This is a genomic window from Rhizobium cauense (assembly GCF_019511525.1).
Classification (GTDB): Bacteria; Pseudomonadota; Alphaproteobacteria; order Rhizobiales; family Rhizobiaceae; genus Rhizobium; species Rhizobium cauense.
Map to the genome: position 1 here is coordinate 551,282 of NZ_JAEUAT010000001.1, position 14,374 is coordinate 565,655.

The 14,374-nt window shown below is 60.9% G+C and carries 14 protein-coding genes; 3 read left to right on the forward strand and 11 right to left on the reverse strand.

Translation table 11 applies throughout. The annotated features are described in order from the left end of the window. Positions 1 to 312 precede the first annotated feature (312 nt). The 8 genes from rpsO to rimP form a co-directional block, all read right to left on the reverse strand. Positions 313 to 582 carry a 30S ribosomal protein S15 gene (rpsO, locus tag JNB88_RS02735; RefSeq protein ID WP_016552226.1) on the reverse strand — a complete coding sequence of 90 codons (270 nt, stop codon included), beginning with the start codon at positions 580 to 582 and terminating at the stop codon, positions 313 to 315. A 157-nt stretch (positions 583 to 739) separates the two neighbouring features. Continuing rightward, positions 740 to 1,591, reverse strand: coding sequence for an alpha/beta fold hydrolase (locus JNB88_RS02740; protein WP_220354193.1), 852 nt, complete (start codon positions 1,589 to 1,591; stop codon positions 740 to 742). A gap of 130 nt (positions 1,592 to 1,721) precedes the next feature. After that, on the reverse strand, positions 1,722 to 2,654 hold the full coding sequence (gene truB, locus JNB88_RS02745; protein ID WP_220354194.1) for a tRNA pseudouridine(55) synthase TruB: 933 nt from the start codon (positions 2,652 to 2,654) through the stop codon (positions 1,722 to 1,724). A gap of 12 nt (positions 2,655 to 2,666) precedes the next feature. After that, positions 2,667 to 3,077 (reverse strand): 30S ribosome-binding factor RbfA, encoded by a 411-nt coding sequence (rbfA, locus tag JNB88_RS02750; protein WP_037131120.1) that lies wholly within the window; start codon positions 3,075 to 3,077, stop codon positions 2,667 to 2,669. A gap of 75 nt (positions 3,078 to 3,152) precedes the next feature. Further along, positions 3,153 to 5,900, reverse strand: coding sequence for a translation initiation factor IF-2 (infB, locus tag JNB88_RS02755; RefSeq protein ID WP_220354195.1), 2,748 nt, complete (start codon positions 5,898 to 5,900; stop codon positions 3,153 to 3,155). Positions 5,901 to 6,002: 102 nt separating this feature from the next. After that, positions 6,003 to 6,692 (reverse strand): RNA-binding protein, encoded by a 690-nt coding sequence (locus JNB88_RS02760; protein WP_220354196.1) that lies wholly within the window; start codon positions 6,690 to 6,692, stop codon positions 6,003 to 6,005. Beyond that, positions 6,692 to 8,296: a transcription termination factor NusA gene (gene nusA, locus JNB88_RS02765; RefSeq protein ID WP_037131126.1), complete on the reverse strand. Its 1,605-nt coding sequence runs from the start codon at positions 8,294 to 8,296 to the stop codon at positions 6,692 to 6,694. The genes JNB88_RS02760 and nusA overlap by 1 nt, the downstream gene beginning before the upstream one ends. A gap of 61 nt (positions 8,297 to 8,357) precedes the next feature. Then, positions 8,358 to 8,963, reverse strand: coding sequence for a ribosome maturation factor RimP (rimP, locus tag JNB88_RS02770; protein WP_037131128.1), 606 nt, complete (start codon positions 8,961 to 8,963; stop codon positions 8,358 to 8,360). A gap of 228 nt (positions 8,964 to 9,191) precedes the next feature. Between rimP and JNB88_RS02775 the strand changes: the two genes are divergently transcribed. Together JNB88_RS02775 and JNB88_RS02780 are read left to right on the forward strand one after the other, a co-directional pair. After that, a complete protein-coding gene (locus tag JNB88_RS02775; RefSeq protein ID WP_220354197.1) occupies positions 9,192 to 10,823 on the forward strand; it encodes an MFS transporter in 1,632 nt (543 codons plus the stop codon). An 8-nt stretch (positions 10,824 to 10,831) separates the two neighbouring features. Further along, positions 10,832 to 11,287 (forward strand): GNAT family N-acetyltransferase, encoded by a 456-nt coding sequence (locus JNB88_RS02780; RefSeq protein ID WP_220354198.1) that lies wholly within the window; start codon positions 10,832 to 10,834, stop codon positions 11,285 to 11,287. 2 nt (positions 11,288 to 11,289) lie between these two features. On the opposite strand, the gene JNB88_RS02785 is transcribed toward JNB88_RS02780, so the two are convergent. Together JNB88_RS02785 and recR are read right to left on the reverse strand one after the other, a co-directional pair. Next, positions 11,290 to 12,540 carry a lytic murein transglycosylase gene (locus JNB88_RS02785; RefSeq protein ID WP_220354199.1) on the reverse strand — a complete coding sequence of 417 codons (1,251 nt, stop codon included), beginning with the start codon at positions 12,538 to 12,540 and terminating at the stop codon, positions 11,290 to 11,292. Between the two features lie 8 nt (positions 12,541 to 12,548). Continuing rightward, positions 12,549 to 13,154 carry a recombination mediator RecR gene (gene recR, locus JNB88_RS02790; RefSeq protein WP_037131137.1) on the reverse strand — a complete coding sequence of 202 codons (606 nt, stop codon included), beginning with the start codon at positions 13,152 to 13,154 and terminating at the stop codon, positions 12,549 to 12,551. A 57-nt stretch (positions 13,155 to 13,211) separates the two neighbouring features. Here recR and JNB88_RS02795 point away from each other — a divergent pair, with 57 nt between their 5' ends. Next, entirely contained in the window at positions 13,212 to 13,838 is a 627-nt protein-coding gene (locus JNB88_RS02795) for an MOSC domain-containing protein (protein WP_220354200.1), read from the forward strand. Here JNB88_RS02795 and JNB88_RS02800 read toward each other — a convergent pair. Beyond that, positions 13,831 to 14,367, reverse strand: coding sequence for an RBBP9/YdeN family alpha/beta hydrolase (locus JNB88_RS02800; protein ID WP_220354201.1), 537 nt, complete (start codon positions 14,365 to 14,367; stop codon positions 13,831 to 13,833). The genes JNB88_RS02795 and JNB88_RS02800 overlap by 8 nt on opposite strands. Positions 14,368 to 14,374: the final 7 nt, after the last annotated feature.

Here is a 14,374-nt window from a genome sequence, read left to right on the forward strand (position 1 = left end):
TCTTCCTTCAATGCAGGAACATGCGCCTCGCCTTCCACGGCACGGCGCACGGTCAACCGCAATCGGTGTGACGCATCATGGGCAAGACAACAGGAGGCTTTGCATCGACGGTCCCGGAAGAGACCGGGCCAAAGCCCCTCGAGCTCTGGCCGAAAGCATCCGGCAATCCTGCCCCATGACAGGTCAACGGTTGGTTTGGCAGAACCGGCCCATCCGGGGCTGCCGGGCAATCCGCCACGGGTGGCGGGTGGGGAAAGGTTCCCCGAAAAAATCCGGCGGGCGTCCCAAGGAGGAGCGCCCGCCGAAAAATTATTAGCGGCGGATACCCAGGCTGCCAATCAGCTTGGTGTAGCGGCCTTCGTCCTTCTTCTTGAGATAGTCAAGAAGCGAGCGGCGGCTGGAAACCATCGTCAGCAGACCACGGCGGGAATGGTTATCCTTCTTGTGGTCCTTGAAGTGGCCGGTCAGGTTGTTGATACGCTCGGTCAGGATGGCAACCTGAACTTCCGGAGAACCGGTGTCGCCTTCGAACGTTGCGTATTCCTTGATAAGAGCCGTCTTGCGCTCAGCAGTAATCGACATCGGATGTTCCTTTCTATGAGAGGAGATTAGGTCGCCAAAAGCCGGGATGTCGTCCAGCTTTGGCCGCGAATGCATCCGGACAGAGCCCGATTGCTGGCGCTGCCTATAAACCAAATGCGCTGCAATGGAAAGAGGCATGCCGCAGATGGCCCACTTGTCACTTTCCAGCGATCGCCTCGCGGATCATGGCATTATAGCCGTCGGGATCTTGCAGCATGGCGAAGTGGCTCGTGTCCTTGAGTATCACCAGCTTCGCGCCCGGAATTTGCTTAGCCATCATCTCGGTATGGTCGAGCTTGACCGCCTCGTCGTGATCGCCGATCGCCAGGGTGACTGGTACCTTGATCTTGCCAAGATCGTCGGCCGTCCAAGCTGGTTGGCTCTCCCACATCCCAGAGATCTGCTTGACGAACGCCTCGTACTCATTTGGGGTCGGCGACAGCTTCTTGTATGCCTCGCCGGCGACACTGATATATTCGTTGAAAGTCTTGTTGGTCATCACATCCGGCTTCACGCCGTCAGTGGTCACGTTCGCGGCATGCGCTATCACATGCTTCAGCTTCTCCGGATTCTTCATCGCCATGTCGATGCCGATGATGCCGCCGTCCGACCAGCCGACAAGTGTCACCTTGTCGAGCTTCAGATAGTCGAGCAAAGCGACATAATCTGAGGTCATCAGGTCATAGCCGAACGGTTGCCCGCTGCGCGTCGAGCGGCCATGCCCGCGGCTGTCGGCGACGATCACCCGATGATCCCTGGCAAACTCGGCCACCTGATAGCCCCAGACGTCGGCGCTGCCGAGTCCGCCGTGGATGAACAGGATCGGTTCGCCCTCACCGTATTCGGCGTAGTACATCGTGATGTCGTTGACGGTAGCCATGCCGCTCGTCCTTGCGGCTGGCATTGGCGGGAAAGCTGGCAGCGTTGCCCAGCGCTCTGCGGAGTAAGCGTTGACGGCCATCAAAACCGCCGAGAAGAATATCAGGATGCCGGCTGCAATTCTGCGCATGACTGTCTCCCTGATCTGAAGGCCCCACGGCCCGGATCAGGGAAACATATCCCAACGGCAAATGTTGACATTTGCCATCTGTGGTTTTGTTCGGCCCACATAGGACCGAAACCAGTGGTTTATCGCGATCTCAGCCGAAAACGCGCTTTGGACGGAATTCGCCCTGGCCGATCTCGCCAATCGCGATCAGCTTGCCGCGGGACGTGGCGTAGGCTTCGCTTTCTGCAACTGGCGCATCACGACCACGCACGAGGATCGGATTGCCCATCTTCAACCTGTGTGCCTGGTCGTCGTTGACGACGAGGTGCGGCAGCGAGGAGAGCGCTTCGCTGGTGTCGATCAGAAGCGCATCCAGCGCGGCAAGGCGTTCGTCCGCGTCCTCCATCGCCTCAAGCGCGACGAGATCCGCAAGCGGGATCATGGTTTCTTCGGCGAAGGGCGCGACAAAACTACGACGCAGGCCCGAGATATGGCCGTAGCAGCCGAGTTCGCGACCAAAATCACGCGCCAGCGCCCGTACATAGGTACCCTTGCCGCACTCGACTTCGAAATGCGCCGTATTGGCATCCTGGCAGGACAACAGCGTCAGCCGGAAGATCTCTACCTCGCGAGACGGAATCTCGACAGCTTCACCATCGCGCGCCAGATCGTAGGCTCGTTCACCTGCGATCTTGATCGCGGAGAACTGCGGCGGAACCTGATTGACGACACCTGTGTATTTCGGCAGGAGGTCGCGGATCTGCTGTTCGCTCGGGCGCTTCTCGGAGCTCTGCGTTACATCGCCTTCAAGATCGTCCGTTGCACGCTCCTCGCCCCAGGTCACCGTGAATTCATAGATCTTGCGGCCATCCATCACGTAGGGAACGGTCTTTGTCGCATCGCCAAGGGCGATCGGCAGCATGCCCGACGCAAGCGGGTCAAGCGTGCCGGCGTGACCGCACTTCTGCGCCTTGAACAGCCACTTGATCTTGGAAACGGCTTCTGTGGAGCCGAAATCGACCGGCTTATCAAGAATCAGCCATCCCGAAATCGGACGGCCCTTCGGTTTACGTGGTTTGGACATCAGTCTCTTCTACTATTCTTCTTCGGTATCGCCGTGGTCGAGATCGCGGCTCACCTCGGGCGAGCGGAGCAGCTCGTCAATCTTCTTGTAATTGTCGAAGCTCGTATCGTCGCGGAAGCGGACCTCCGGCATGTACTTCATCTGTCGCAGCTGCGAACCGAGGCGACCACGGATGTATTTTGCATTGCGGTTCAACGCAGCGATCACCGCATCATGATCCGAAACGCCGAGCGGCGTCACATAGGCCGTCGCGATCTTCAGGTCTGGTGACATGCGGACTTCGGAGATGGAAATGACGGTCTTCTCGATCACGTCATCGCGCACTTCGCCGCGCTGCAGAACCTGCGTGATAGCGGCGCGAACCTGCTCGCCGACGCGCAGCATGCGCTGCGAAGGTGCGGAGGTTGTTGGTCTTGTTGCCATTTTTCTTTGCCTCAAAAGGTTCGGGCGCCGGCCTCAGTTGATCCGGCGCCCGTCCAAATTTCCAGTATCAGGCGATCAAAGCGTACGCGTGATGTGCTCGACGCGGAAGCATTCGATCGTGTCGCCGGCGCGGATGTCTTCGTAATTCTCGAAAGCCATACCGCATTCCTGGCCGGAATGCACTTCCGAGACTTCATCCTTGAAGCGCTTGAGCGTCTTGAGCTTGCCTTCGTGGATGACGACATGGTCGCGGACGAGACGAACGCCGACGCCACGCTCGACCTTGCCTTCGGTGACGCGGCAACCTGCGACCTTGCCGACCTTCGTGATGTTGAACACCTCGAGGATCTCGGCATTGCCGAGGAAGGTTTCGCGACGCTCTGGCGACAGCAGGCCCGACATCGCCGCCTTCACGTCATCCACCAGATCGTAGATGATGTTGTAGTAGCGGATTTCGATGCCCTGGCGTTCCGCCAGCGTGCGGGCCTGCGCATTCGCACGGACGTTGAAGCCGATGATCGCGGCACCCGATGCCTCGGCAAGCGAGATATCCGATTCCGTCACACCGCCGACAGCCGAGTGAACGATGCGGGCACGAACTTCGTCGGTACCGAGCTTTTCGAGCGCACCAGCGATCGCTTCGATCGAACCCTGCACGTCGCCCTTGATGACCAGCGGGAACTCCTTGACGCCTGCGGACTGCAGCTGCGTCATCATCTGTTCCAGTGAGCCGCGCTGGCCCGAATGACGGGCAGCGGCCTTGTCGCGAGCGAGACGCTGGCGGTATTCGGAGATCTCGCGGGCGCGGCTTTCGTTTTCGACGACCGCAAACCTGTCACCTGCCTGCGGCGTACCGGAAAGGCCAAGTACCTCGACCGGCATGGCCGGCGGGGCTTCCTTTACATGATCGCCCTTGTCTGTGACTAGCGCGCGGACACGCCCCCAGACATCGCCAGCGACGATGATCTGGCCCGGCTTCAGCGTACCGTTCTGAACGAGAACCGTGGCAACCGAACCACGGCCGCGGTCGAGCTGGGCTTCGATGACCGTACCTTCCGCCGTACGGTTCGGGTTCGCCTTGAGGTCCAGGATTTCGGCCTGCAGCAGGATGGCTTCCAGCAGCTTGTCGAGGTTAAGGCCGGTCTTGGCGGAAACTTCGACGTCGAGAACTTCACCGCCCATCGATTCCACGAAAACTTCGTGCTGCAGGAGCTGCGTACGCACCTTCTGCGGATCGGCAGTCGGCTTGTCGACCTTGTTGATCGCCACGATAATCGGCACGTTGGCGGCCTTGGCGTGGTTGATCGATTCAATCGTCTGCGGCATGACGCTGTCGTCAGCTGCAACGACGAGGATCGCGATGTCGGTCGCCTGCGCACCACGGGCACGCATTGCCGTAAAGGCGGCGTGGCCGGGGGTGTCGATGAAGGTGATCTTCTGACCGTTCTGTTCGACCTGATAGGCGCCGATATGCTGGGTGATGCCACCGGCTTCGCCAGCAACCACGTTGGCATGGCGGATGGCGTCGAGCAGCGAGGTCTTGCCGTGGTCGACGTGACCCATGATAGTCACGACAGGCGGACGCGAAACGCGATCGCCTTCTTCGTCGGCGACATTGAAGATACCGAGTTCGACGTCAGATTCCGAAACGCGCTTGACGGTGTGGCCGAATTCGCCGGCGATGAGTTCGGCGAGGTCGGCGTCGATGACGTCGCCCGGCTTCATCATCTGACCTTCCTTCATCAGGTACTTGATGACGTCGACGGCGCGTTCGGACATGCGCTGCGACAGTTCCTGAATGGTGATGGTCTCAGGCAGGATAACTTCGCGAACAACCTTTTCGCGGGTTTCCTGCATCTGGCTGCGGCGGAACTTTTCCTGGCGGCGACGCATGGCTGCCATCGAACGGCCACGGGCATTGCCGTCGTCGTCTGTGCTCGCAGCGGTGATCGTCAGCTTGCCCTGGCGGCGACCATCGTCGCCCTTCGGACGGGCGGTAACGGGCTTTGCCGGTTCCGGCCGCACGACACGGCCACGCGCCGGAGCGCCGCCACGCGGTGCGCCGCGATCATCGTCATCATTCTCACGGCGACCGCGACCGGCAGGTCCAGGTGCAGCGGCACCCGGCGCAGGACGCGCCTGGGCAGGCGACGGTGCACCATCGGGACGTCGTGCTGCGGGAGCCGACGGCTGAACACGCGGGGATTCAGCGCGCGGCGCGACAGCAGCGGGCGTTGCAACTTCAGCCGGAGCTTCAACAGCGGCAGCGGCTTCCGCCACACGAGCTGCCGCTTCTTCGGCAGCGAGGCGCTTGGCTTCTTCAGCTTCTGCTGCCTGGCGCGCGGCTTCTTCAGCGGCGCGACGCTTTTCTTCTTCGGCGCGGCGAACCGCATCTTCGGCATCGCGAACCTGCGCCATAGCGAGCGCGCGGCGGCGTGCATCCATTTCCTCGGGCGACAGATGGTTCAGAACCACCGGACGGGGGCGATCCTGCTGGCGCGGGGGCTGAGAAGACGGCTGCTGCGGACGCGACTGCTGGCCGCCGGCCGGCTGGATGCGCGGCTGCGGCGCCTGCGGAGCGCGCGGCTGATGCACGCTCGGAGCGGCTTCGGTGCGTACCGGGGCGGCAGAGCCTACTGGGGTAATCGGGCGCTCGTCTTCCGGACGCATCGGACGCCGCTTGCGGGTCTCGACAACGACCGCCTTGGTGCGGCCGCGGCCCATATCCTGGCGCACGGTGCCCTGGCTCATTCCCGACGGCTTCAGGCTCAGAGTCTTCTTGCCCGGTCCGTTCAGTGTCTTGTCGTCATTGCTATCGGTCATTCGTTCCCGTTCCTTCGGACAGGGAGCGATGACGTCATCAAGCCCTGTCGTTCAAATAGTGTCGATCAATGATGTAGCAGCCGGACAATGCCGGTGACCGTATCATTGTTTTTGCCGGCCAGCGCCGCCCGGTGCCCGGGACTGACCGCCACTACGGTACTGTTCGAGCATCTTTGCGCGCTTCACTACACCCTCACCCGCCTGCCCTGCAAGCACTGCAGCATGGATAAAAGTGTTCTGGCCCATCACCCCTTCCATTTCGTCCTCCGAGAAGAGACGGAAGGAAGGTATTTCTTCCTCGGTTTCCATTCCGAGATGCCAGGCCTTGCGGGCCTGGTCTATTTTTCTCACGCCATCCTCGGCGGCATTCGTTGCGTGGAACACGGCAATCGTGGCTCCACTCCTGACTGCGGCATCCACTCTCGCGGAGCCCGTAACGAACTGGCCCGCCTTGCGAGCCATGTTCATCATCTGCATCAGCTGCTGTGCAAGCAGCTTTTCGACGGTTCCGCCGAGATCGGCGTCCGCCTTCACGTCCGCCTTCAGAGCGCGGGCGAAAAGTTTCTTTGCCACCGCCTTGTCGACCAGCGAGCGATCGAGCTTGACCCAGCAACCCCGGCCCGGAAGCTGCCGCTTCAGGTCCGCGATAACAGTCCCATCGGGAGCAGCGACGAAGCGGATCAACTCATCCGGCGATCCGCTTTCGCGCGTCACGATGCACATGCGACCATTCACGTCATATCCTGCAAGATCGTCGTCCTCAGGAGAAACGGTCGGCTCATGCGCGGACATCACACTTCCTGCTCGGCCTCGGGAGCCTCTTCGGCTTCCGCGTCCTTAGCGAGGTCTTCTTCCGTGATCCAGCCAGCAGCAAGGCGAGCCTGAACGATCATCTGTTCGGCTTCGACACGAGAAACGTCGAACTTCGAGAACAGCCCCTCGAACTTCTTCGTCTCGCCGTTCTTGCGCTCCGACCAGCCGACGAGGTCGTCGGCAGCGCAGCCGGCAAAGTCCTCAACCGTCTTGATGCTGTCTTCGCCGAGCGCGACCATCATCTGAGCGGTCATGCCGTCAATCTGACGCAGTTCGTCGGAAACCCCGAGAGACTTGCGCTTCTCGTCCATCTCGGCTTCGAGCTTTTCGAGATACTCGCGTGCGCGGGTCTGGATTTCCTGCGCGGTGTCCTCGTCGAAACCATCGATCGAGGAAATTTCGTCGAGATCAACGTAAGCAAGCTCTTCGACAGCGGCAAAGCCTTCCGAGGCCAGAACCTGACCGACCATCTCATCAACGTCGAGCGCGTCCATGAACAGGTTGGTGCGCTCGTTGAATTCCTTCTGACGGCGCTCGGACTCTTCGGCTTCCGTCATGATGTCTATGTCCCAGCCGGTCAGCTGCGATGCCAGGCGAACGTTCTGGCCGCGGCGGCCGATGGCCAGCGACAGCTGCTCGTCCGGAACCACGACCTCGATGCGCTCGGCATCCTCGTCGAGAACGACCTTGGCGACTTCGGCCGGCTGCAGGGCGTTGACGACGAAGGTCGCCGGGTCCTGCGACCATGGAATGATGTCGATCTTTTCGCCCTGGAGTTCGCCGACAACGGCCTGAACACGCGAACCACGCATACCGACGCAGGCGCCGACCGGATCGATCGAGCTATCGTTCGAGATCACGGCGATCTTGGCGCGTGAACCCGGATCGCGGGCAACCGACTTCACCTGGATGATGCCGTCGTAGATCTCAGGCACTTCCATGGTGAAGAGCTTGACCATGAACTGCGGATGCGTGCGCGACAGGAAGATCTGCGGGCCGCGCTGCTCGCGACGGACGTCGTAGACATATGCGCGGACGCGATCGCCATAGCGGACGTTTTCGCGCGGGATCATTTCATCGCGGCGGATGATGCCTTCGCCACGGCCGAGGTCGACGATGACGTTGCCGTATTCGACGCGCTTGACGGTCCCGTTGACGATTTCGCCGACGCGGTCCTTGAACTCGTCGAACTGGCGGTCACGCTCGGCTTCGCGAACCTTCTGGACAATAACCTGCTTGGCAGACTGGGCAGCGATACGGCCGAAATCCATCGGCGGCAGCGGATCCGCAATGAAATCGCCAAGGGCTGCGTCCGGGTTGCGGTCACGCGCCAGTTCGAGCGGGATCTGGGTCGAATAGTCTTCGGCCTTGTCGACAACTTCGAGCAGACGCTGAAGGCGGATTTCGCCGGTCTTCGGGTTGATGTCGGCGCGGATATTGGACTCGGTGCCGTAGCGGGAGCGCGCGGCCTTCTGGATCGCATCGGCCATTGCGGCAAGGACGATCTCGCGATCGATGACCTTTTCGCGCGCCACTGCATCTGCAATCTGCAGAAGTTCGAGCCGGTTCGCACTGACTGCCATTGTCTTATCTCTCCGTCTTGGCTTACCGGGTTCCCGTCCCTGGCGCCGCTTGTTGATCGGTTTATTCTTCGTCTTCCGCTTCGTTCTGGTTCGCGGCCTCTGCCTTCGCCAGCTTGTCGGCGCGCAGTGCATCACGGATCAGATCGTCGGTCAGAATGAGCTTCGCATCGGCAAGGGCCGTGAACGGAATGACGATATTCTGTTCCTCACCCTCGGAAACCTGATCACGCTCGAGCGTGAAACCGTTTGCGTCGGTTGCAACGATCTTGCCCCGGAAGCGCTTACGGTTGCCGACCATGATCGACGTTTCGCACTTCAGAAGGTGCCCCTGCCAGCGCACGAAATCGGACTTCCGCACCATCGGGCGGTCGATACCGGGCGAAGACACTTCCAGATGATACTCTCTATCGATCGGATCTTCCACATCGAGAACCGGAGAAACGGCCATCGAGACCTCTTCACAGCCTTCGACGTCCATCGTTCCATCGTTGCGCTCGGCCATGATCTGCATGGTGGCGCCGTTCTGGTTGAGCATGCGTACGCGGACCAGACGGTAGCCCAGGTCGACAAGCACGGGCTCGATGATATCAGCAAGGCGCTGATCGAGACCAGTCTCCGTGATCAGCCGCGGCTCGAGTTCATTGTTGGCGTTCGTCGGATCCGACAAGCGATGCGCTCCTCGCAATTTTCTGCATTTGGATGATCGCGGTAATAAAAAAGAGCGGGTCCTTGCGGCCCACTCTTCATCAAAACGATCAAGATTTGAGAGCCATATAGGCCCGTTTCTACAAAAATGCAAGGTCCGTCACCAAGCTATGGCCCGACAGCGCCTTGAGGTAGCCAGCGGCCTCTTCCGGCGTATATTGGCTAGGAGGGACCGGCATCGGGAGGAATCGTGCCTTATACTTCGTCGACACTGGCGCCGCTGCGGCACGAGACCTATCGGACGATCTGGTTTGCAAGCCTTGCTTCGAACTTCGGAGGGCTGATCCAGGCGGTTGGCGCCGCCTGGATGATGACGACCATCTCGGCATCAGAGGATATGATCGCACTCGTGCAGACATCGACGGCACTGCCGATCATGCTGTTCTCGATCGTATCGGGCGCCCTTGCCGACAGCTTCGATCGTCGCCGTGTGATGCTGACCGCACAATACTTCATGTTGGCGGTTTCGGCCCTGCTTAGCGTTTCCGCCTATTTCGGCTGGCTTTCGCCCTGGCTGCTCCTCTTCTTCACGTTCCTGATCGGCTGCGGCACGGCGCTAAACAACCCGTCATGGCAAGCTTCGGTCGGCGACATGGTACCGCGCGCGGATTTGCCCGGTGCGGTCACGCTGAACAGCGTCGGCTTCAACATCACGCGCAGCGTCGGCCCGGCGATCGGCGGCGTGATCGTCGCGGCGGGCGGCGCGGCAGCGGCATTCGCCGTCAACACAATGAGTTATTTCGCCCTCATCTACGCGCTGACACGCTGGAAACCCGGCCTGCCGGTCTCGACGCTTCCGCGAGAGACGCTGGGCAGCGCAGTGTTTGCCGGCCTTCGCTATGTATCCATGTCGCCCAACCTGCAGAAAGTACTGCTGCGCGGCCTTGTCTTCGGGATTAGCGCCAGTTCCATTCTCGCACTGCTGCCTGTTGTGGCGATCGACCTTGTTGTCGGCGGGCCACTGACGTACGGCCTGATGCTCGGCTCCTTCGGTATTGGCGCGATCGGTGGCGCGATGCTGAATGATCGACTGCGCGAACGGTTTTCGAGCGAGACAATCGTGCGTATTTCCTTCGCCGGCTTTGCCATGAGCGCGGCGATCGCCGCCTTCAGTCCAATTGCCGCACTGACCTGTGTCGGATTGGTGATATCAGGCGCGTGCTGGGTGCTGGCGCTTTCGCTATTCAACACAATCGTCCAACTGTCGACGCCGCGCTGGGTCGTCGGCCGCGCCCTCTCGCTCTATCAGACGGTGACTTTCGGCGGCATCGCCGGTGGCAGCTGGCTCTGGGGTGTAACGGCCGACCGATATGGCGTTTCCGACGCCTTGCTGATCTCTGCCCTTGTGATGCTCTTCGGCATTGTCGTCGGTGTTCGCTTTGCGATGCCGGCTTTCGCCTCGCTCAACCTCGACCCACTGAACCGTTTCGTCGAGCCAGCACTCGGCCTCGATATTGCCCCGCGCAGCGGTCCGATCGTCGTCCAGATCGACTACGAAATCGCGGATGCGGATGTTCCCGAATTTCTGGCTCTGATGGGCGAACGGCGACGCATCCGCATTCGCGATGGCGCCCGCAATTGGGCGCTGATGCGCGATCTTGAAAAACCTGGACGATGGACGGAGACCTACCACACGCCGACCTGGGTCGAATACATCAGGCACAATCAGCGCCGCACGCAAGCCGATGCGGAAAACATTGAACGGCTGCGGGCGCTCCATCGAAGCGAACAACTGCCACAAGTGCACCGGCTAATCGAACGCCAGGCCATCCCGCCCGACAACGACGTCTTTTACCAGACGCCGATCGACCTCCACCATTGAGGCAACACATGCACGCCTTCCGCGCCGCCCGGAATTCTGATCTGCCTGCCGTTATCGAACTGCTTGTTGACGATGCTCTCGGCGCCAGACGGGAAATCGTCTCAACTCCACCCGATCCGCGCTATGCTGCGGCCTTCGCGGCCATCGCAGCCGATCCCAACCAGCTTCTGGCCGTTGCCGTCGACGAGGCTGATCGTGTGGTCGGCTGCCTCCAGCTGACCTTCATTCCCGGCCTGTCGCGCGCGGGCATGTGGCGAGGACAAATTGAAAGCGTCCGCGTGTCCCGGAGCGAGCGCGGTTCAGGCCTCGGTTCCCGGATGATCGAATGGGCGGTCGAGCGATGCGCCGAACGCAATTGCGGGCTGGTGCAACTGACCTCGGACAAATCGCGGGCTGACGCGATCCGCTTCTATGAGAAGCTGGGCTTCGTTGCGAGCCACGAGGGCTTCAAACGCGATCTCTAAGCCTATTTCAGCTTGCCAATCATCGAGGCCTCTGGATAGCAGGTGGGCCGCATGCCGTTTTTCTCCTGCCACTGCCCAATGGAGCGACGTGTCTTGTAGCCGGGCAGACCATCCGAGCCGCCGACATCGTAGCCCTTCTTTTCGAGAGCCTTCTGCATGGTTGCAACGTCGGAACGCAACATCTTGCCGACATCGCCCCATGCCCCTTGGAAGGCGCCGGAGCCGAATGCGATCCGATCGGCCAGATTGCCGATGTAAAGCGCATAAAGGTCGGAGTTGTTGTATTCCTTGATCACGTAGAAATTCGGCGTGACGAGAAATTCCGGGCCATCACGGCCGGCCGGAACGAGCATCATGCCACTGGCTTTCCTCTCGTCTGACGGAAACGCCTTGCCACTGACGCGATCAATTCCAAGCGAAGCCCAATGGGCAATCGGCTTGGCGAGATCGGGTCCCTCCTGCGCACAGGAGACCTGTTCAGGGATCGTGACCTCGTACCCCCAGCCACGATCACGCTGCCATCCCTCCTTCACCAGGAAGTTGGCAATCGAAGCAAGCGTGTCGGGTACAGAGCTCCAGATATTGGGATGGCCGTCTCCGTCGAAATCGACTGCGTACTTCAAATAGCTGGTCGGCATGAACTGCGGTTGGCCGAGCGCTCCGGCCGACGATCCCTTGAATTCGGCTGGCGTCGCGTCGCCGCGATCGATGATGTGCAGCGCGGCGAGAAGTTCGGTGCGGAACATCTCCTTGCGTGTCGACATAAAGGCCTTCGTTGCCAGCACCTCGATCGCCGAACTCGGGATCTTGGCAGCGCCAAAGCCCGTCTCACGGCCCCAGACCGCCAGAACGATCGAGCCGGGCACGCCGTAGGTCCGTTCGATCTTCTTCAATGTCGAGGCATATTGCGAGGCAAAGCCGCGACCAGTAGCGGCGAGCCGCTTCAGCCGATCCTCGTTGAAATAAGGTGCGGGGGACGAAAACTCGGCCTGTGTCTGTTTCTGCTGTTTCGGCGGCGGGAAGCCGGGAGGCGCGAGGTCGTTCAAGCTCCAGTTGAGCTTGACGCCTGCAAAGGCGGCGCGAAACGCCTTCTCGGAGATGCCGCTGCGCTGCGCCTCCGGCCAGAGGTCGCGCTGCACCCAGGTCTCGAACTGTGCTTCGACATCGGCCTTGGACGCCGAGAGAGCCGGCAGACACGATAGCGACAGCAGCGCCGTCGCGATCAAAAGGCGGCCGAAAATACGCTTGCTCATGCTTCCCCCTAAATTGCGGTGCGCGCTCTGAGCGCCGCCTGGAGCGTCCCTTCGTCGAGATAGTCTAGTTCGCCGCCGACGGGGACGCCGTGAGCCAGGCGCGTGATCTTCACATCCAGGCCGCTCAGCTGGTCGGTTATATAGTGTGCTGTCGTTTGGCCCTCGACAGTCGCATTCACAGCGATGATGAGCTCGCGAATTCCCCCCGCCGTAACTCGCTCGATCAGGCCGCGAATGTTGAGATCATCGGGCCCGACCCCATCAAGCGGCGACAGGGTGCCGCCGAGCACGTGATAGGCTGCGTTCAAGGCTCCGGCGCGCTCCAGCGCCCAGAGGTCGGAGACATCCTCGACGACAATGATGACGGACTGGTCACGTTGGTGGTCGGTGCAGACAGTACAGGGATCCACCGTATCGACGTTGCCGCAGCGGGAGCAGATCTTGACCTTGTCGTATGCTTCGCCCATCGCGTTCGACAGCGGGCCGAGCAGCTGGTCCTTTTTCTTGATGAGATGCAAGGCAGCCCGGCGAGCTGAACGCGGACCGAGACCGGGCACCTTTGCCAGAAGCTGGATCAGTTTTTCGATTTCGGGACCGGTGACTCGCTTTGCCATGAGCGGTTATTAGCCCATATGCTGCAAAAACGGAAACGCGTTGGGAGCCCCGATCGAATGAAAATCCTCGCCGTCTGCATTGGCAGTGCCGAGCGGCTACCCGGTAAGAGCTACAAGACCGGCATCAACAAGCATCCCGTTGGCGGTAACGTGCTCGTCGACGCGGAAGGGCTTGTCGGCGACGCCATCTGCAACCGGAAGCATCATGGAGGCGTCGACCAGGCCGTCTATCTCGAGGGTTCTCTGACGCTCGACTGGTGGTCAAGCGAGATGGGAGAAACAGTTGAGCCGGGAACATTCGGCGAGAATATTGTTGTTGACGGCCTCGACAACCGCGTCGTGTCCGTCGGCGATCGATTCATAGCCGGCGATCTTGTTCTGGAGGTCACCAGCGCACGCATTCCATGCGCCACATTTGCTGCTCGCATGGGCGATCCCCGGTTCGTCAAACGCTACACGCAGGCAGCGCGGCCCGGCATTTATTGCCGCGTTCTGCACAGTGGCACGATCGCCGCCGGACTGGCGATCGACTATCGGCCCTATGCTGGCGAGAAGGTCACCATGCCGGAGATGATCGCCACATTCGGCAAAACGCTGAACGCACGGGACCGAAACCGCTACCTCGCTGCTCCAATTCACTACAAGCTGCGCGATATTCTGGAGCTACAGGAAACGCCTAACTGAGCCGCGCTTCAAGGGCGGCGAGAGCTGCCCGTCCTGCCGGCCAGTCGCCGAGGCCGCTGCTGCCGTTGATGTGGCCGAAGGCGCCTATATCCATAAACTCGCTGCCCCAGTCCTCGGCTCTGGCGCGCGCGTAAGCGAGGGCGCCGAACGGGTCATTGCTGCTTGCTATGACAAGCGATGGAAATGGAAGCGTCGTGGCAGGCGGATCGGCAAAGCCGGCAGCTTCCGGAGGAAATGCAGCGGAACGCGGATCCGGTGGCGCAACCAGCATCGCGCCACCTGCGCGATGCGTTGTCTCCGACGCCCAATGAGCAACGAGGAGGCAGGACAGGCTGTGGGCGACGAGAAGCGGTTCGGACCGTGACTGCCCGACGGCCCGGTCCAGCGACTCAATCCAGTCCTCAAGGTTCGGCTGGTCCCAACTCGACGGCGCAAATCGCCGCATGCGAGGTTCAGTCGCTTCCCATCGGGACTGCCAGTGTGCATGGCCGGACCCGCCAATACCGGGTATCACAACAATATCTCTCATCGCTTCC